Origin of the sequence: Bradyrhizobium sp. sGM-13, assembly GCF_018398875.1 — a bacterium.
GTDB lineage: Bacteria > Pseudomonadota > Alphaproteobacteria > Rhizobiales > Xanthobacteraceae > Bradyrhizobium.
Window position 1 is genome coordinate 43,293 of sequence record NZ_JAGWDK010000033.1, and the last position, 18,539, is coordinate 61,831.

Annotated in this window: 20 protein-coding genes; 3 read left to right on the plus strand and 17 right to left on the minus strand. The window is 63.0% G+C overall.

Translation table 11 applies throughout. The features are described from left to right. The first annotated feature begins 6 nt into the window (after positions 1-6). Both KJQ96_RS32015 and KJQ96_RS32020 read left to right on the plus strand, forming a co-directional pair. Positions 7-672: a sulfite oxidase-like oxidoreductase gene (locus KJQ96_RS32015; protein ID WP_213290345.1), complete on the plus strand. Its 666-nt coding sequence runs from the start codon at positions 7-9 to the stop codon at positions 670-672. 24 nt (positions 673-696) lie between these two features. After that, positions 697-1,920 (plus strand): bifunctional alpha/beta hydrolase/OsmC family protein, encoded by a 1,224-nt coding sequence (locus KJQ96_RS32020; RefSeq protein ID WP_213290346.1) that lies wholly within the window; start codon positions 697-699, stop codon positions 1,918-1,920. 42 nt (positions 1,921-1,962) lie between these two features. Here the strand turns inward: KJQ96_RS32020 and KJQ96_RS32025 are convergent, their stop codons facing one another. From KJQ96_RS32025 to KJQ96_RS32100, 16 genes are all read right to left on the minus strand, one after another. Beyond that, positions 1,963-3,021, minus strand: a complete 1,059-nt coding sequence (locus KJQ96_RS32025; RefSeq protein ID WP_213290347.1) for a YeeE/YedE family protein — start codon at positions 3,019-3,021, stop codon at positions 1,963-1,965. A gap of 236 nt (positions 3,022-3,257) precedes the next feature. Beyond that, on the minus strand, positions 3,258-4,277 hold the full coding sequence (locus tag KJQ96_RS32030) for a zinc-binding alcohol dehydrogenase family protein (RefSeq protein WP_213290348.1): 1,020 nt from the start codon (positions 4,275-4,277) through the stop codon (positions 3,258-3,260). Between the two features lie 31 nt (positions 4,278-4,308). Next, a complete protein-coding gene (paaK, locus tag KJQ96_RS32035; protein WP_213290349.1) occupies positions 4,309-5,640 on the minus strand; it encodes a phenylacetate--CoA ligase PaaK in 1,332 nt (443 codons plus the stop codon). 19 nt (positions 5,641-5,659) lie between these two features. Further along, positions 5,660-6,118, minus strand: coding sequence for a hydroxyphenylacetyl-CoA thioesterase PaaI (gene paaI, locus KJQ96_RS32040; protein WP_213290350.1), 459 nt, complete (start codon positions 6,116-6,118; stop codon positions 5,660-5,662). A gap of 260 nt (positions 6,119-6,378) precedes the next feature. Beyond that, on the minus strand, positions 6,379-7,458 hold the full coding sequence (paaE, locus tag KJQ96_RS32045) for a 1,2-phenylacetyl-CoA epoxidase subunit PaaE (RefSeq protein ID WP_213290351.1): 1,080 nt from the start codon (positions 7,456-7,458) through the stop codon (positions 6,379-6,381). A 2-nt stretch (positions 7,459-7,460) separates the two neighbouring features. After that, complete coding sequence (gene paaD, locus KJQ96_RS32050; RefSeq protein WP_213290352.1) at positions 7,461-7,964, minus strand: 1,2-phenylacetyl-CoA epoxidase subunit PaaD; 504 nt, start codon at positions 7,962-7,964, stop codon at positions 7,461-7,463. Further along, positions 7,958-8,734: a 1,2-phenylacetyl-CoA epoxidase subunit PaaC gene (gene paaC / locus KJQ96_RS32055; protein ID WP_213290353.1), complete on the minus strand. Its 777-nt coding sequence runs from the start codon at positions 8,732-8,734 to the stop codon at positions 7,958-7,960. Before paaC ends, paaD begins: the two co-directional genes overlap by 7 nt. A 41-nt stretch (positions 8,735-8,775) precedes the next feature. Further along, the gene (paaB, locus tag KJQ96_RS32060) at positions 8,776-9,063 is read right to left on the minus strand and encodes a 1,2-phenylacetyl-CoA epoxidase subunit PaaB (RefSeq protein ID WP_057844448.1); all 288 of its coding nucleotides are present in this window, start codon (positions 9,061-9,063) and stop codon (positions 8,776-8,778) included. Between the two features lie 10 nt (positions 9,064-9,073). Beyond that, entirely contained in the window at positions 9,074-10,066 is a 993-nt protein-coding gene (paaA, locus tag KJQ96_RS32065; protein WP_213290354.1) for a 1,2-phenylacetyl-CoA epoxidase subunit PaaA, read from the minus strand. A 75-nt stretch (positions 10,067-10,141) separates the two neighbouring features. Next, positions 10,142-11,011, minus strand: a complete 870-nt coding sequence (gene paaX, locus KJQ96_RS32070; RefSeq protein WP_213290355.1) for a phenylacetic acid degradation operon negative regulatory protein PaaX — start codon at positions 11,009-11,011, stop codon at positions 10,142-10,144. A gap of 239 nt (positions 11,012-11,250) precedes the next feature. After that, positions 11,251-12,021: a triacylglycerol lipase gene (locus tag KJQ96_RS32075; protein ID WP_213290356.1), complete on the minus strand. Its 771-nt coding sequence runs from the start codon at positions 12,019-12,021 to the stop codon at positions 11,251-11,253. Between the two features lie 185 nt (positions 12,022-12,206). Further along, positions 12,207-13,493: a DUF445 domain-containing protein gene (locus KJQ96_RS32080; RefSeq protein WP_213290357.1), complete on the minus strand. Its 1,287-nt coding sequence runs from the start codon at positions 13,491-13,493 to the stop codon at positions 12,207-12,209. Positions 13,494-13,701: 208 nt separating this feature from the next. Then, positions 13,702-14,178: a phasin gene (locus tag KJQ96_RS32085; RefSeq protein ID WP_213290358.1), complete on the minus strand. Its 477-nt coding sequence runs from the start codon at positions 14,176-14,178 to the stop codon at positions 13,702-13,704. A gap of 245 nt (positions 14,179-14,423) precedes the next feature. Then, entirely contained in the window at positions 14,424-15,017 is a 594-nt protein-coding gene (locus KJQ96_RS32090) for a GNAT family N-acetyltransferase (protein ID WP_213290359.1), read from the minus strand. Continuing rightward, positions 15,014-16,096 (minus strand): alpha/beta fold hydrolase, encoded by a 1,083-nt coding sequence (locus tag KJQ96_RS32095; RefSeq protein ID WP_213290360.1) that lies wholly within the window; start codon positions 16,094-16,096, stop codon positions 15,014-15,016. The genes KJQ96_RS32090 and KJQ96_RS32095 overlap by 4 nt, the downstream gene beginning before the upstream one ends. Next, entirely contained in the window at positions 16,093-16,473 is a 381-nt protein-coding gene (locus tag KJQ96_RS32100; protein WP_213290361.1) for a hypothetical protein, read from the minus strand. Before KJQ96_RS32100 ends, KJQ96_RS32095 begins: the two co-directional genes overlap by 4 nt. A gap of 164 nt (positions 16,474-16,637) precedes the next feature. Here KJQ96_RS32100 and KJQ96_RS32105 point away from each other — a divergent pair, with 164 nt between their 5' ends. Further along, positions 16,638-17,546, plus strand: coding sequence for an alpha/beta fold hydrolase (locus tag KJQ96_RS32105; protein ID WP_213290362.1), 909 nt, complete (start codon positions 16,638-16,640; stop codon positions 17,544-17,546). A gap of 147 nt (positions 17,547-17,693) precedes the next feature. Here the strand turns inward: KJQ96_RS32105 and KJQ96_RS32110 are convergent, their stop codons facing one another. Continuing rightward, positions 17,694-18,368 (minus strand): spermidine synthase, encoded by a 675-nt coding sequence (locus KJQ96_RS32110; RefSeq protein ID WP_213290363.1) that lies wholly within the window; start codon positions 18,366-18,368, stop codon positions 17,694-17,696. Between the last annotated feature and the right edge of the window lie 171 nt (positions 18,369-18,539).

Genomic DNA, 18,539 nt, shown 5'->3' on the forward strand with positions numbered 1-18,539 from the left:
CTTCACATGACCGATGAGAATGAGCCGCCGCCCGAGAGCAAGCTGACGCGCAGCAAGGAACGCTGGGCGCGGGAAGGCAAGTTCCTCACCGGGAAGACCTCGCGGCCTGAAGACCAACGGCTGCCGCCAGGGCAGCATCTGACCAGGGATTGGCCGACGCTCGATCTGGGACTGACGCCCAATATTTCCCGCGAACGCTGGCGGCTTGACGTCTACGGCGCCGTCGAAAAACCGGTCTTCTGGGATTTTGCGCAGTTCACGGCCCAGCCGCAGAGCAAGTTCGTGTCCGACATTCACTGCGTCACGACCTGGTCGCGCTACGACAATCATTGGGAGGGGTTGGCAACGCGTGACCTCCTGGACACCTGCCGGCCGCGCGAGGAAGCGCTGTTCGTGGTGCTGCACTCCCATGACGGCTACACTACCAATCTGCCGCTGGAGGATTTCGCCGCTGAGGATGCCCTGCTCGCCCATAGCTGGTCCGGTGCGCCGCTGGAGCAGGAGCATGGCGGCCCGGTGCGGCTGGTGGTGCCGCATCTCTATTTCTGGAAGAGCGCGAAATGGCTGCAGAGCATTGAGTTTCTGGCAGAGGATGCGCCGGGCTATTGGGAAGTACGCGGCTATCACAACCGCGGCGATCCGTGGGCCGAGCAGCGCTATTCAGGCGATTGAAGCCAAGTCCGAGGGAGAACAGCCATGCCGAGCGAACGCTTTCAATTCACCGGCGAAGGCGGCCATCAGCTTGCCGCTGCCCTCGATATGCCTGACGGACCGGTGCAGGCCTACGCGCTGTTTGCGCATTGCTTCACCTGCGGCAAGGACGTGCTGGCCGCGAAACGCATTGCGACGGCGCTCACCGCAAAAGGCATCGCGGTGTTGCGGTTTGATTTCACCGGGCTCGGCTCCAGCGAGGGCGAATTCGCCAACTCGACCTTCTCCTCGAACGTTGCCGATCTCGTCCGCGCCGCCGATCATTTGCGCGAAACCCGCACGGCGCCCGCGATCCTGATCGGCCATAGCCTGGGTGGTGCCGCGATCCTCGCTGCAGCGGGGCAGATACCGGAGGCAAAGGCAGTCGTCACCATCGCCGCCCCCTCCGATCCCGTGCATGTCACGCATCTCTTCAAGGATCGCCTCGAGGACATCCGAACGCACGGCACGGTGGAAGTCCAGCTCGCCGGGCGGCCGTTTCACATCAAGCGCGAATTCCTCGACGATATCGCCGAGCACAGCCTGGCGGCGCGGATCGCAGATCTTCACAAGGCACTGCTGATCATGCATTCGCCGACCGATGACACGGTCGGCATCGACAATGCAACGAAGATTTTCGCCGCCGCCAAACATCCCAAGAGCTTTGTGTCTCTGTCGGGCTCCGATCATCTGTTGAGCGGCAAACGGGACGGCGCCTATGTCGCCGACGTCATCGCCGCCTGGGCCGAGCGCTATATCGAGTCCGCCGCGGCGCAGCCTGTTTCTGCCGCGAGCAAGGCGCCGCGTAACGTCGTGGTGCGTGAAACCCGCAACAGCAAATTCCAGCAGGTCGTCGCCATAGGTCCCCATCAGATGGTGGCGGATGAGCCCGTTGCCGTCGGCGGCGAGGATAGCGGGCCGGGGCCGTATGATTTCCTGCTCGCAGGCCTTGGCGCCTGCACGTCGATGACGATGCGGATGTATGCCGATCGCAAATCGCTGCCACTGGACCGTGTCACCGTGACGCTGAAGCACAGCAAGATTCACGCAGCGGATTGCGCTGAATGCGAGACGCGAGAGGGCATGCTGGATCAGATCGACCGGGTGATCTCGATTGAAGGCACCCTCGATGCTGATCAGCGCACGCGGCTGATGGAGATTGCGGACAAGTGTCCGGTGCACCGGACGTTGACGTCGAAGATACGGATCGTGACGAGGGCGGCGGAGTGACGAGGTGACCTCCCCCCGCGAAGAGCGGGGCGAGAGAGACGATCAAGCGGCCGCCAGTGGCCGAACCCGCAGCGCGCCGCGGAGACCGGCGGCGGTGCCGACGAGGATGCCGGCGAAGGCAATCAGCGAAGCAAGCGCCAGCGTCGAAAATCCAGTCAACCCCTGCCCGATCGAGCAGCCGAACGCCATGACGCCACCGATGCCCATGAGCGCGGCACCAGTGCCGGAGCGCAGCATGTGACGCGGCGACTGATAGCCTTCGAGTTGAAAGCGTCCGGTCAACAGCGCCGTCACGAGGCTACCGGCGAACACGCCGAACACGGTGACGATGCCGAAATTGAGCGTCGAGCCCGTCGACAGCATGACATATTGAAGGGCGTCCGCGATCGGCGCGATGAAGGTGAGCGAGGTCACCGGCGTGGGATTGAAATCATCGGCGCCGATATACCCGGTGGCAAACCAGCCCGCCGCCACCAAGAGGCCGATGACGAGGCCCGCGGCGATCTGGCCCGGCGACCGCCGGAAAGCGGGATGCGCAAAGGCAAAAATGATCAGCGCTGCGGAGATAACCGAGGCGGCCAGCATGCGCGCGGCCGTTGCGCTCAAGCCTGCGGTGGCAAACAAGGCCGGCACCGAGTTTGCCGTGGCCGTGGTCTGCGACGCCCCGACCATCGCGATGCGCGACGGCGCGATCAGGCCCTTCAGCGTCATCTGGGCGAAGATCGCCAGCACGACCACCACCACGAAGGAGCGGAGATTGCCGCGCCCGAGCAGCACCAGCGCGCGCGAGCCGCAGCCGTTCGACAACACCATGCCGTAACCGAACAACAGCCCGCCGAAGAACATCACGGGCGCGGAGAATGACGGCTGCAGATAGATCGACTTGCCGATATCAACGAGGCCGCCCGCAGCCAGCAACTGCGTCATGACCACCGCGACGCCGATCGCCAGCGCATATGTGCGCACCAGCCGGCCGTCGCCTTCAGCCCAAAAACCTCTGAGGCTGCTGAGCAAGCAAAATCCGCTCAATAATCCGACCGATCCATAGACGAGACCGATCAGCAATCCGCTGATGACGACGATATTGGCACTGTCCAGCACTGGTGTTTCCCTGTTCCCGCGCGGCCGATGCAGCGGTTACCGCTCAAATAGGAGCCATTTCAGCAGTTGCTAATATGTTGGAAACGTCCGCGCGTCCACGCCGCAACGATGCGAAGAATGAATCGCCCGCCGAGATCGGCCACGGCGGAATGAAATCATTGCGCGCGGGCGGGGTACGGCAGATTTATTCCCCATGAAAGAATGGAGGAATCCCGCGCCTCCAGCGAATACCTGCTTCAAGACCGCAGGATCACCCGGTCGCGCGACGAGCCGGCGACCGCGATGAAGGCAGCGCGGGCGCGTTCCAGCGGATAGATCGCGGCCGGCTGGATCGGGAACGGCTTGAGATGCCCGCTGGCAAATCCAGGCCCGAGCTCCCGCAGCACCGCGCCAGTCGCGATCGACGACAGGCCGAGGGTGTCGATGCCGACATAGGTGTGCTGGCCGCGATAGAATTCCAAAATATTGAACTGCACGATGCGGTCGATTGCGGCGATCAATATCTGCCGCCCGCGCACCGCCAGCGATTGGTGTGCTGCCTGGAAATAGGGATCGCCGACCGTGTTAAACACGATGTCGGCGCCCTTGCCGCCGGTGATTTCGCGCACGCGCGCCGCGACATCGGTTGCGGAAGCGTCGATGACTTCTACCGTTGAATTGGCGTGGCCTTCGTAGGGCTCGCTCTTGCGCACCACGCCGATCACCCGCGCGCCGTGCCAGCTCGCGATCTGCACCGCCGCCTGCCCGACCTTGCCGTTGACGCCCATGACCAGCAAGGTCTCGCCCGCCTTCGGAACGCCGGCGCGGCGCAAGCCTTCCATCGCGGTGACGAAGGGCACGCCGATGCCGGCCGCCTCTTCCCATGAAATGCCCTTGGGCTTCTCCACCACGGCGTCGGCTTCGACCACCAGATGCGTAGCGTGCGTGCCGTCCCGGCGAATACCAAGATCGCCGGAAGAGCCGAACACCTCGCGCCCAATCCAACCGTCCGGCCCATCGATGACAACGCCCGCATAGTCGCGGCCCGGTGTGCGCGGAAACACCGCATAGGGCATCAGCCCAGTCGCCGCCTTCACATCGGACGGATTGACCGCCGCCGCCTTGACCTCGATCAGCAACTCGTTGCCCGCACGCGACAGCGCGCGCGTCTCGATGACGGGCGCAAGTGAGGCAGCGTCGGCGACTTTTGCCGGCAGGCGGACGCAGCGGGCCTGCACCGTGACAGGTCCAACATCGGAATTTTCGGCAACTGACATTAGAGATTCCCGCTCGGCTTCCGAGCAGGAGTTACCCTTTCGGCCGCTTGTCGTAAACACGTTTCGCCTTGCCGAGCGAACGTTCCAGCGTTTCCGGCGCCACTGCCTTGACGCGCGCGGTGATACCGATGGTATTCTTGATGAACAGCGCAACTTTCTCGGCGTGCGCGAGCAGCCCGCTGCCGTCCCAGCTTTCGGGACGGACTTCGGCGAGCACAGTCATCTCGTCCATGCGCCCTTCGCGCGTCAGTTCGATGATGAAATGGCCGCCGCACCAGTCGGTCGCCAGCAACGCCTCCTCGATCTGGGTCGGGAACACGTTGACGCCGCGCAGGATGATCATGTCGTCGGAGCGGCCGGTGACCTTCTCCATGCGCCGCATGCCCGGGCGCGCGGTGCCTGGCAACAGCCGCGTCAGGTCACGGGTGCGGTAGCGGATGATCGGGAAGCCCTGTTTGGTCAGAGAAGTGAATACCAGTTCGCCCTTCTCGCCGTCCGGCAACACCACGCCGGTCTCGGGGTCGATTACCTCCGGATAGAAATGATCCTCCCAGATATGCAGGCCGTCCTTGGTCTCAACGCATTCCTGCGCCACGCCGGGGCCGATCACTTCCGATAGCCCGTAAATATCGGTCGCGTCCATGTCAAAAGTCTGCTCGATCTCGGCGCGCATCGCATTCGTCCAGGGCTCGGCGCCGAAGATGCCGACCTTCAACGACGACTGACGCGGATCGAGCCCCTGCCGCTTGAACTCGTCGAGAATGGCCAGCATGTAGCTCGGCGTCACCGTGATGATATCAGGCTTGAAATCGTTGATCAGTTGCACCTGGCGCTCGGTCATGCCGCCGGAGACCGGCACCACCGTGCAGCCCAGTCTTTCCGCGCCGTAGTGCACGCCGAGTCCGCCGGTGAACAGGCCGTAGCCGTAGGCATTGTGAATGATCATGCCGGTGCGGCCGCCGGCAGCGCGGATCGAGCGCGCCATCACCTCCGACCAGATATCGATATCGCCTTGCGTATAGCCGACCACGATCGGCTTGCCCGTTGTGCCCGAGGACGCGTGGACGCGGACCAGCTTTTCGCGCGGCACGGCGAACATTTTGAAAGGATAATTGTCGCGGAGGTCGGTCTTCGCCGTGAATGGGAATTTCGTGAGATCAGAGAGCTGCTTGAAATCGGAGGGATGCACGCCGGCCGCGTCAAACGCCTTCCTGTAATGCGCTACATTGTCGTAGGCGTGCCGGAGCGACCAGGCGAGGCGCTTGGTCTGTAGCGCCATGATCTCGTCGCGCGAGGCGCGCTCGGCCTCATCCAATTCAGCGCCGTAACCGCTTCCGCTGGATTTCAAGCTTGCCATGGCCATGGCGTGTTCCTCTCGCTTGCTATTTTTGTTTGGTCTCTTCGTCCGCGGCCGGCAGCCACGTCCCGGTGACGGTGCGGGAATGACCGCGGAACTCCGCAATCACGACATCGCCCGATGTGACGCGGACGTCATAGATCCCCGAGCGACCGTTGCGCGAAACTTCCCGCGCGGTCGCGACCAGCACGTCGCCGAGCTTTCCCGGGCGGATGAAGGCGATATCGCATTGCGCAGCGACTGCGCGCTCATTGCGGGAATTACAGGCAAAGGCGAAGGTGGAATCGGCAAGGAGAAAAATGAAGCCGCCATGGGCAATGCGCTGGCCGTTGACCATGTGCGGCTGCACCGTCATCGTCAGCGTCGCCTGCCCCGGCCTGACCTCGACAATTTTCATGCCGAGGCCCTTGCTGGCGTCGTCTTCCTTCCACATCGCCTCCGCGCAGGCGCGGGCGATCTCGTCGGGTGATAGCGCGACGTTCATAGCGGGTTGCCCGCTCTGCGAGACAGATCCACGACGTTCTCTCCCTGTTACCGGGCTTGTTATCAAGCCTCGTTACGCAGTCGGTCAGTCTGGGAACGAAGCACCTGAGGTGTCAACGATCCCGAGTTTCTTGCCGAGTCATTCCGGGGCGCGTCGACGACGCGAACTATGGTGCGCAATTGCGCACCTGAGAATCTCGAGATTCTCGGATGTGCAGTTGCACATCCTAGTTCGCTTCGCGCCCCGGAATGACGTTGCCGTCACACATGGTCGTAGTCCACCACGACCTTGTCCGAGCACGGCCGCGCCTGGCAGGTCAGGATAAATCCCGCCTTCAGCTCCCACGGCTCCAGCGAATAGTTGACTTCCATCTGCGCCTCGCCCTCGACCAGTTTGGCGCGGCAGGTCGAGCACATGCCGCCCTTGCAGGCGAACGGCAAATCCATGCCGGCGCGCAACGCGGCGTCGAGAATGGCCTCTCCTTCGGCGACCGGCACCTCGCGGCGCTTGCCGTCGATGATCAGCGAGGCGATCGCCTTCGGCGGCGCGGACGGCTCGACAATCTTCTTCGCGCGCGGCTTGCCGCCGAATTCCGAGACAAAGCGCTCCACATGGATGCGGTCCTCCGCAATGCCGAGCTCGCGGCAAGTGGTCTCGATCTCCTCGCTCATACCCATGGGGCCGCAGATGAAGACGTGATCGACACTCGAGGCGGGCACCAGCGAGCGCAGCAGCACGCGCACTTTCGCGCCATCGAGCCGGCCATGCAGGATCGGGATATCCTGATCCTCGCCCGAGATGACATGAAACAGCGACAACCGCTGCATGAAGCGGTCCTTCAGTTCCTCGAGTTCTTCGAGGAACAGCATGTTTGACGTCGTGCGATTGCCGTAAAACAGGAAGAACCGGCTGTTCGGCTCGCGCGCCAGCACGCCCTTGACGATCGACAGGATCGGCGTGATGCCGCTTCCTGCGGCAAATCCGACATAGACCCTCGCCTCATCCGGCGCAGGGGCGACGCCGAAACGGCCAGTCGGCGTCATCACCTCGAGTTCGTCGCCGGCCTTCAATTCGTCCGCTGCCCAGTTCGAAAACGCGCCGCCATCGACCTTCTTCACCGCGATGCGCAGCTCGCCATCGTCAGGCCCAGAGCAGATCGAATAGGAGCGGCGCACTTCCTCGCCGTCCATCGTGGTACGCAAAGTGAGGTATTGTCCCGGCGCAAAGCTGTAGTCGCCTTCCAGCTCCTTCGGGATCGCAAACGTCATCGATACCGCATCGGCCGCCTCGCGACGGAGGTCGTTAACGGCAAGACGATGGAAACGCGGCGCGACGGACATGGTCAATGACACTTGAAATAATCAAAGGGTTCGCAGCAGGCCTTGCAACGCCACAGCGCCTTGCAAGAGGTCGAGCCGAATTCGGACAGCAACTCGGTATTATCAGAGCCGCATTGCGGGCACGCCACCTGCTGTTCGCCGAACAGCGCGCGGCGCGAGTTCGATGCCTGCGGTGGGGCGATGCCGTATTCCCGGAGCTTGTTGCGGCCGTCCTCACTCATCCAGTCCGTGGTCCAGGCGGGCGACAGCACGGTGCGGACCGTCGGGCGCGGCATTCCGGCGCGTTCCAGTGCCAGCTCGATCTCGAGCGCGATCATGTACATTGCCGGACAGCCGGAGTAAGTGGGCGTAATCGCGACCTCGACGCGGCCTTCATGAACCTCGACGTCGCGCAGTACGCCGAGATCGGCGATCGTAAGCACCGGTATTTCGGGATCGACCACCTGTGAAGCGGCCTCCCAGGCGCGGCGGCGCAGATCAGTGTCGCTCTGGATGGCCGTTACCATGTCGCCCCCGGAAACGTCCGCTGCATCGATTGTAATTCGCTCAGGAGATGACCGAGATGCTCGCTGTGCCGCCCGCTGCGGCCGCCCTGCTGCATCCAGTTATTATCAGGCAAAACAAGCGTCGCTTCGCGGACGACATCCGATACCGTCTTCAGCCATTGCGGACGCAAGTTGGCAGGGTCGATCGCAATGCCGCCATCGATCAGGCCGCGCTCGCTGTCGTCGACCTCAAACATCTCGCCAGTGAAAGCCCAGAGCTCGTCGATCGCTCCTTGCGCGCGGCGGCGGCTTTCCTCGGTGCCGTCGCCGAGACGGACGATCCATTCCGAGGAATGCCTGACGTGATAGGCGCTTTCCTTTTCCGATTTCGCCGCAATCGCCGCCAGCGTCGCGTCGGTAGAACGCATCATCGCGCGCCAATAGAGATCGGCGAACGCAGCATAGAAGAACTGCCGCACCATGGTGCGCGCGAAATCGCCGTTCGGCTGTTCCAGCAGCAGGAGATTGCGATACTGCCTGACGTCGCGGAGATAAGCGAACTTGTCCTCGTCGTTGCCCCTGCCCTCGACCTTGGCCGCGTAGGTATAGAGCTCGCGCGCCTGGCCGAGCAGATCGAGACCCATATTGGCGAGCGCCATGTCCTCTTCCAGCATCGGCGCATGGCCGCACCATTCCGACAGCCGATGGCCAAGGATCAACGCATCGTCAGCGCGGCGCAGGGTGTAGAGCACCAGCGGCGTTTCGGATACCTGGATGTTGGCTACAGCCATTTCAATCACCTGCTAGCGGTCGTCATTGATGACGGAAAGACCTACATATGCCCGACTTCGTCGGGCACGTCGTAAAATGTCGGGTGCCGGTAGATCTTCGATTCCGCCGGCTCGAACATCATGCCTTTCTCGGACGGATCGGACGCGGTGATGGCGCTCGACGGCACCACCCAGATCGAGAGGCCCTCGCCGCGGCGGGTGTAGATGTCGCGCGCAGCCTGCAGCGCCAGCGTGGCGTCGGTGGCATGCAGCGAGCCGACATGCTTGTGCGCCAGCCCGTTGCGGCTGCGGATGAAAACTTCCCAGAGCGGAATGTTCGGCGTCGCCATCGCGTCTCTCCTATTCGGCTGCCTGCAGCGCCGACCGTTGCCGGCGTTTCTCGGCATAGGCCATCGCCGCCTCACGCACCCAGGCGCCGTCCTCATGCGCCTTGCGCCGAGCCGCTAGACGGTCGCGGTTGCAGGGGCCGTTACCGGCCAGCACCTGCTTGAACTCGTCCCAATCGATTGCGCTATATTCCCAATTACCGTTCGCGTTCTGCTTCATGTCGGGATCGGGAATGGTCAGTCCCAGGAACTGCGCCTGCGGCACCGTGGCGTCGACGAATTTCTGCCGCAGCTCGTCATTGGAGAAGCGCTTGATCTTCCACTTGGTCGAAGTGTCGCTGTGCTGGCTGACCTGGTCGGGCGGACCGAACATCATCAAGACCGGCCACCACCAGCGATTCAGCGCATCCTGCGCCATCGCCTTCTGCTCGTCAGTGCCGCGGCACAGCGTCAGCATGATTTCAAAGCCCTGGCGCTGGTGAAACGATTCCTCCTTACAGACGCGGATCATCGCTCGCGCGTAAGGACCATAGGAGCAGCGGCACAGCGGGATCTGGTTCATGATCGCCGCGCCGTCGACCAGCCAACCGATGGTGCCGATGTCGGCCCAGGTCAGCGTCGGATAATTGAAGATCGAGGAATATTTTGCCTTGCCCGCGAGCATCGCGTCGACCAGCTCTTCGCGCGAAGAACCGAGCGTCTCGGCGGCGGCATAGAGATAAAGCCCGTGGCCGCATTCATCCTGCACCTTGGCGAGCAGCGCCGCCTTGCGGCGCAGCGACGGCGCGCGGGTGATCCAGTTGCCTTCGGGCAGCATGCCGACAATTTCGGAATGCGCGTGCTGCGAAATCTGCCGCGTCAGCGTCTTGCGGTAGGCGGCCGGCATCCAGTCGTTGGGCTCGATGCGCTCGTCGGCATCGATGCGCGCCTGAAACTGCGCAGCCCGCGTGGCGTCCTCAATGTGGCGGTCGTCGCCGTCGGACGTGTTGAGCGCCTGCGTGTACATGGCGGACCTCCCAGTATTTGTTGGGAGGCAATATATAACACAAATTATGATATGCAATACATTTCTGTAACATATCTATCGCCCATCAAACCGCTTCGAAAGTTCCCCGCCGGGCTTTGGCAGGGGTCCGTTTTCGTTGGTGGCATGGCGATCAAGCCATTCTTCAGACGCGGGAAGCAGCGCGCGATAGATCTCGCCACAGAGCGTTCGGGCGGCCCTGCCCGGCCAGTCCGCGGGCAATAGCGCGGTCGGCAGCAACGGGTCGCGCAGCACGACGCGACGGTAATGGTGGATCAGGAGAATCCGCGCGGTGAACGCGTCGGCCTCGGTCAGCCGCTCGCCGCGACCGAGCCAGCCGTGCAGCGGCTCGAAGGTCTTCATGAATTTCTGATAGGCGTCGGCGGTACGATCGAGCGGCCAGCTTTCGCTGAGCAGACGCCGCCCGCTGTCGTCTTCCGCCGACACTTCGAGACGAATGGCGCCGGAGGCTTCCGTAGGTACCGGCACGCCCGACGGCGCCACCCATACGCCCGGCAGCGGACTGCCGAAGCCAGCGTTCTTCAACGCCTCGCGCGCGGCGTCGCGATCTCCGCCATTGCCGATCAGCAGCAGCTCAAACCGCCCGGTCCAGTCGGAGGCTGGCGGGCCGTAAATGTGTTTGGTCGCGATATCGAAAGTCTGCCGCTCGCCTTGCACCAGGCGATAGAAACTGTTGCGGCCAACTTTAACGCGCTCGAACCAGCCGTCGGCCGTCAGCCGCGACATTGCGGTGCGCACCACGCTGGCGTCGATGTCGAGTTGCTCGAAAAATTCGAGCAGCGTGCCAAGCCATACCGAGCCGCCACGGGGCACGATGGCATCGCCGAATACGGTGATGATAATGGAGCCGGTGCGCGACGGTTCGCGCTTCAACTGCTGAATGATGCGGGCAAGCGGCGGCGGCATGCGTCAAGGCATAGCGCGTTTTGCGGGAGAGCGACAATCGGTGGCTGCCTCCCTCTCCCCGTCCTTCACGGGGTCGAGACGAGCGAAGCTCGCTCTTAGAGGGTTGGGGTGAGGGGCTGCTTCCGCAAATTCGCTGGAGCTGAGTGCGCGGAGAGTCCCCTCACCCGGATCGCATCTGTCGATGCGATCCGGCCTCTCCCCGCAGGCGGGGCGAGGCTGTCGGAGTTCGCGGCACCGCTTCAGCGATGCGGATTCGGGTAAACCACGCTGCGCCAGCCGCTTCGATCGAACGGCGACCATTCACTTTCCGGCTGCGCCAGGCGATCGGCCACCGCGTACACGACCGCCGGATGATGGCCCATGCCGCAATGGCTGCTCTCGACCTCGATGCTCTCGGATGTCGCCGACGTCTTTTCCATGCAGCCCTGCCAGGCGCAGATGCCGTCGGTGCGGCTGAAGATCGCGGTGGTCGGCACCGGCGGCGTGGCCGACAGCGCGCCGCCGAACCGGGCGTCCTCCTCGTCGGCGCGGCGGCCGCTCGCCATTTCGTAGACGCGCCAGGCGTTGGTCGCCTTCGGTCCCGACGCAAACGGGCTGCCGAGCGTGATCACCGAGCGCACGCGCTCCGGCATCATCTTGGCAAGCTGGCGCGCGTAGAGACCGCCGAGGCTCCAGCCGACCAGCGAGACCTTGCGGCCGTGCGTGTCGTTCAACTCCTGCACCAGATCGACCATGGCGTTCTGCACGCCGTGGCGCAGGCCGAGGTTGCGCCCCTGACGCCAGCCGCTGACGGCATAGCCGCGCGTGCGCAGGAAGCTGCGCAGCGGCCGCGTCGAGGTGTCGGATGCAACAAGGCCGGGCAACACCAGCACGGGGTGCCCGTCGCCGCGTGGCGCCAGACTCAGCAATGGCAGTGCCCCCAGAAACGCGCCGAGTTCGTGAATGGCACGCCCCTCCAGAAGCATCAGGGTTCTGGATGGCGGGGCAAGCGTCTGCGCAGCAACGGACATCATATCTCCTCTCGGGCTCGGCCCCTTACGTCGCGGCAGCCGGCCACCGGTTCAGTTAGACGCTAACGCGGTGGAATCGTTCGGCACTGCAATAGAGTTCCACAAAAAGCTAGGAAACCGGCTTTCCCCTTGCAAGCAGTGCAGATCACATCTCGGATAACGAAAGCGTTGACGTGATGAATTAGTCACAGCAGCCGCAGCAGGTATTCGAGGGTGTACAGCGCCAATCCCGCTAGCCCGCCGATCAGCGATCCATTGAAGCGGATGTATTGCAGGTCGCGGCCGATGTTGATTTCGATCAGCGAGATCAACTGCCCCATGTCCCAGGACTTCACTTGGTCGGAGATGAAGGTCGAGACGCCGCTCTTCTGTTCGGCGACCACGGTGCGCAACACCGCCACGAGCCCCTGGTTGATCTCTGTGCGCAGCTCGGCATCGCCGGCCAGCGCCTCGCCCGCTTTCACGAACATGCGCACCAGATATTGCTCCAACACCTGGGTCTCGCCCGAGGCGCTGCGTTCGAAGAACGAGCGTGCGTTGGCCCAGATGTGGCGTGCGAGACCCGTCACTTCGGGACGCGCCAGGAGATCGCGCTTCAACCCTTGGATCCGCTCGGCGTAGCTTGGATCGGTGCCGAGGCGATCGACGAAGGTCATCACCATGCGATCGAACTCGCCGCGGAACGGATGCGCGGGATCGTTGCGGACTTCTTCGAAGAAGGCGGTGGCGGAAGCCACGATCTTGTTCACCAGGAACTTGTCGGCGCGATAGAGCTTTAGCAGCGTCGGCAATTCGGCGCGGATCTTTTCGCGGATCATCGCCATAGTTTCGGCCTGCGTCATGGTCTGATGCACCGCGCGCAGGATGTCATCGAGCAGGCCTGAATGCCGCCCCTCCTTCACGAATGCGCGCAGTGTTCCGGCGGCGAGCGGCGCGAGATCGATCGACATCAGTTGCGCGGTGATGCGGCGGCTGACGAACGTCATCAGCCCGGAGGTCTCCGTCGCCGCCACCGCTTCGGGCAATAGACGCAGCGCAAAGCGTGCGAGATCCTCGCTGCGCTTGCGGTCGCGCAGCCAGTCGGCGATGAACGCGCCGAAATCGATCTGCCGCAGCTTGGCCTCGACGGGAGCTGCTTCCAGGAAATGCTTCTCGATGAACTCGCCGAGCTTGTCGGCGATGCGGTGCTGGTTGCTTTGGATGATTGCGGTGTGCGGAATCGGCAATCCCAGCGGCCGTTTGAACAGCGCTACCACGGCGTACCAGTCGGCCAGGCCGCCGATGGTGGCAGCTTCCGCAAACGCCGCGATGAAGCCGAAGGCGGGATGCATCGGCAGCAGCGCTCGTGCGGCGAGGAAGATCGCAAACGTCGCCGCCAGCACCGACGTTGCCAAAATCTTCACGCGCCGCAACTCGGCAGCGCGGATCGCGTCGCCGGGAGAGTCGATGACGAAGGTGGCGGGAAGGGTCATGACGGCTTTCGAGGAACGGTTCGCGTCCGCATCAGACTAACCGTCATTGCGAGCGAAGCGAAGCAATCCATGTCGCCGCACCGGAAGGATGGATTGCTTCGTCGCTATCGCTCCTCGCAATGACGGCAACAGGTCATGACGAGGAGAGGACAAAAAGAAGGCCCGCAAAAGCGGGCCTTCGAAAACGGCAGTTGTCAGGCGATCGCGATCAGGCGGTCTTGGTATAGACCTTGGCAAAATTGTCCTGCGCGGTCTTGGCGCCGTCGGCGACGAGCTTGCCGAGATATTCGGTGGTGGCCTTCGCCCGCGTGACGAGCACTTCGCCGCGCGCACGGACCAGGTCCGACTGGATCTGGGCAGCTTCGCTCAGCGACGTCGCCGAAGCGAGCTTGTCGATGCCGGCGAAGAACGCTTCCGCGTCCTGGTAAAGCGCCTGCTGGATGTTGCGGCTAATCTTGGCGGCCTCGGAAACCGAACCGGCAACGGCGGTCTCGATGGCAGCAGTGACCTTCTCGGAACCGGCATGCATGTCGGCGGCGCGAACCTTGGCGGTCTCGGCCTGCTTCTTTACGAACTCACGGGCAGCTTCCGGAACTTCCAGGTTCTGGAGCTTGGTGAACGCCTCGGTGACGGGGGCGAACGCATCCTTGACGGTGTTCAGCACGGAGTTGGTTTCGGTGGTCATAGGGGTCTCTCCATCCTCAGGTTTGAGCTATGGGCTCACCCCGTCCGGATTGGCCCGGGGCACGCGCGTTGTGCCATAGTTAATGGTGCGTCGCAACATTAATGTTGCAGCGCGACATCACGAATTCGTGAAAAGCCTGCTAAATGGGCGGTCCGCCCAGAGAACCGGCAAAAGTTGCACTTTAGGCTAATGCCGGAGCCGCCCCGTCTACTTTGCATGGGGTTGTTTTCGCGATTTTGTGTCGGCTAGTGCTGCACAGCCCCCGGCAGCCCGTAGGCTTCCATCTGTGCCCGAACTTGCGCCACATTGTGCCCGAGCACGACGATATCGTGCTTCTTGCCGTCGACATCCCGGGCGTGGTCCCGCAGCAGGGCCTCGGCCCTGAAGCCAAGGCTCTCGAACAGAGCGATCGCCGCTTGCTGGTCGACCGTCATCTGTACCGACAGCTTTTCCAGCCCGGCGCCCAGCGCCAGCGCAAACGTTTCCTGCGACAGCGCCCGGCCGACCCCCTGCCCGCGGACATCAAGCGAGACCACCATCCGGATCTCGCCGACATGGGGCGACCATGAATGCGGGTCGCGCACCAGGGTGCCGCAGCCGACCACCGTCCCATCCTTCACTGCCAGCAGGCTGACGATCTGGCCGCGCTCGATCTCGTTGATCCAGGCCGAGAGCACTTTTGGCTGGCTGATGTTGCGCGGCAGAAACAAGAGATCATGCGTCGGGAGCTTTTGCGCAAATGCCAGCACGGCGGCTTCGTCCGCCCGCCCCATCATGCGGAATTCGATCTCGCCGGCATCGGTCTTGACGTGGCGCGGATAGGAACGTGTCTCGCTCATGTTGATCTCTTACCTAGCCAGGAATCCAGTTTCGGCCACAGCCGCTTGATCGCGTTGGCGCCGGCGACGAGGCTGACGTGACCGCCCTTGAGGATCACCTCTTCCTTGTCGGTCGAACCGACCTTGGCGATCAGGTGCTTGGCCGCGTCATAGGGCACAATGTGATCGTGTTCGGCGACCGCATGCAGGATCGGCACCTTGATCCTGGAAATATCCGCCGCACGCCCGCCGACCGACATGTTACCGTTATAGAGTTTGTTGTCCCACATCAGGTTCTTGGTGATGTCGCGGAAATACTCGCCCGCCAGTGGCAGCGTATCCGTCGCCCAGCGGTCGAACACCCGGTACGACTTCACGAACTCGTCGTTCCAGATGTTTTCCCACAATTGCACCTGGCTGACGGTGCGCGACGCCGGCCGCAGCATTTCGAACGAGGACAGGATCATTTCGGGCGGCACATTGCCGACGCTGTCGACGAGGCGATCGACGTCGAAATAGCGGCGGTCCGAAAAGTTCTGGAACAGCTTCATCTCACGGAAATCGATTGGCGTGGTGAAGCAGATCAAATTCTTCATCGGCCCGTCGTGGAAGATCGAGCCATACAAGAGCGACAGCACGCCGCCGAAGCAATAGCCGATCACGGTAACGTCCTGCTCGCCGCAATCCTGCTGCACGCGGCGGACGCAGTCGGGGATGAAGTCGAGGACGTAGTCCTCCATCCGCAACGATTTTTCTTCCGGCTTCGGCGCGGTCCAGTCCAGCATGTAGACGTCGTAGCCGCGCTTTAGCAGAAACTCGATAAAGCTCTGGCCGGGCACCATGTCGAGGATGTAGCCGCGGTTGGTGGTGGCCATCACGATCAGGATCGGCACGCGGTAGATTTCATCCGCCATCGGCCGATAGTGATAGAGGTTCATGGTGCCGCGGGCGGCCAGGATGTCCTTTGGCGTCGAGCCGAGCGATGGGCCGGAGGTAGAAAAATATTCGACGCCCTTGATGCTACGCTGGATCGCGCGCTGCACCTCGGACTGGACCCTCTCCGAAATGGAAGCGAAATCGAGACCCGCGGGAGCGTTCATTTCTGCTCTCCCTCCGCGGGTGGACGCTTGGTGCGCGGCGGCCGCGGCGTGCCGTAGCCGCTCTCCGGCGCCAGCGAATTGTGGTGCACCTGATGCAACAGCGCCTTGATCTCGTTGAGCTGGCCCTCGATCGCCTGCAGCCGCTCCGCCATGCCGACGAGCTGCGCCCGGCTCGGCAGGTTCATCGCCAGCAGGTATTTCTCCATCAGTTCGCCGAGCTGCTTCTGCGCGCCTGCGCTGACGCCGCCGACCTGATTCACCATTTTCGAGAATTCGGGCGAGGCCATCGCCTGGTTGGCAAAGGAGTTGAACCCCTTCTCCATCTCCCCGATCATGGTCTGCCAGATCACGGCAGGATCGTTGCCTTTGTCGGCCATAAGCGCCCTCTCCCGAAAGATTACGAGCGCTTGCCACGCTTCGCTTGTGTTTGGCCCATACCACACCGTTGCAGCGGGCCGGTCAACCGCGGCGACGTCTTCTGCGGTGCAGGAAACCGTGCCATAGTTACTGAAGCCAGATATTACTTGAGGGAAGACACGCGATGCTCGCCCATCAGCCGCCTCAGATCGCCCGCGCCAACGGCATCGATATTTGCTACGAGATTTTTGGCGATCCGGCCGCGGAGCCGATGCTCTTGATCATGGGGCTCGGCGCCCAGATGATCCATTGGGATGACGATTTCTGCCGCCAACTCGCCGCGCGCGGCTTTCGCGTCATCCGCTTCGACAATCGCGACATCGGTAAATCCTCTCACATGTCCGGCGGCGGGAGGCTGACCCCGTTCGAATTGCTGAAGCTGCGGTTCCTGAAGATTCCCGCACCTTACAAATTGATCGACATGGCCAAGGACACGGTCGGCCTGATGGACGTGCTCGGCATCCAGTCGGCGCATCTGGTCGGAGCCTCGATGGGCGGCATGATCGCGCAGGAAATCGCGCTCTCGTTCCCGCAGCGGGTGCGTTCGCTGACCTCGATCATGTCGACCACGGGCAATCCAAAAGTGCCGCCGCCGACGCGCGAGGCGGCGGCCGTGCTGATGGCGCCGCCGCCGCGGACCAAGGAGGAGTATTTCGACCGGTTCGCCAAGACCTGGAAAGTGCTGCGCGTCGGCTCGTTCCCGGAAGACGAGGCCCTCGATCCTGCCCGGGCCGCCCGCACCTATGAACGCGGCCTCAATCCGAACGGCGTTGGCCGGCAGTTGCGGGCGGTGCTTGCCTCCGGCAGCCGCAAGGAACGGCTGCATCACCTGAAAATCCCGACGCTCGTCATTCACGGCACCGTCGATCCGCTCGTGCACCCGGAAGGCGGCAAGGATACCGCGGCATCGATCCCCGGCGCAAAGCTCCTGATGATCGAAGGCATGGGCCACGCGCTGCCGATCCCGATGTGGCCGCAGATCATCAACGCGATCGCCGGGCATGCGCAGGGTGCGGCGGCGAAGGCGGCGTGATCTATCTCGTCGTTCCTGCGAAAGCAGGAACCCATAACCACCGGTGTGCGTCGTTGCAAGCGCAGTGGCTCCAGGCCAGTCTTGTCATCAACACTTGTGGTTATGGGTCCCTGAGTTCGCAGGGACGACAGCGGAGATGGTGGCCAGTCAGCTCTTCACCGCGATCCAGATCACGTGGCGCACGCCGCGGCCTTTGCCGGTGGCGCGGATGTTGACTTCGTTCACCTCGAAACCCGCACCACGAAGACGTTTTGCGAATGCGGGATTGGGTCCTGACGACCATATGGCCAGGATGCCGCCCGGTCGCAGTGCGGCATGCGTCGCACGCAAGCCTGCAGTGTTGTAGAGCGCATCGTTGGCCTCACGAGTAAGCCCCTCCGGTCCATTGTCGACATCGAGCAGAATGGCATCGAACTTCGAACGATGCGACCGGATGATGTCGGTGACATCGGTCTCGCGAATGCTGACGCGGGAGTCGTCCAAGCTGTCGCCGAAGATTTCGGCCATCGGGCCTCGGGCCCAACTGACCACCGCCGGCACCAGCTCCGCCACCACGATCTGCGCTTCACTGCCGAGCCCGGCGAGCGCGGCACGCAACGTAAAGCCCATGCCCAGTCCGCCGATCAGCACATGCGGTTTAGCGACGTTTTCGATCTTCTTCGCAGCGAGCGTCGCGAGCGCGGCTTCCGAGCCCGAGAGGCGGCTGTTCATCAGCTCGTTGCTGCCGAGCTTGATGGAAAACTCCGTGCCGCGGCGCATCAGGCGGAGTTCGCTGCCGGTGCCAGGAATGCGGGCGGTGTCGAGCTTTTCCCAGGGAATCATGCGGAGGGTTGTAGCATGCTCTCTCGATAATCGTCGTCCCTGCGAATGCAGGGACCCATAACCACAGGGTATTGTGGTTGCAGGCAGAGTATCCGGCATTATCACTTCAATGAGAGGCCGCGGAGTATGGGTCCCTGCGTTCGCACTAGGGCATGCACAGATCTGGTGCGG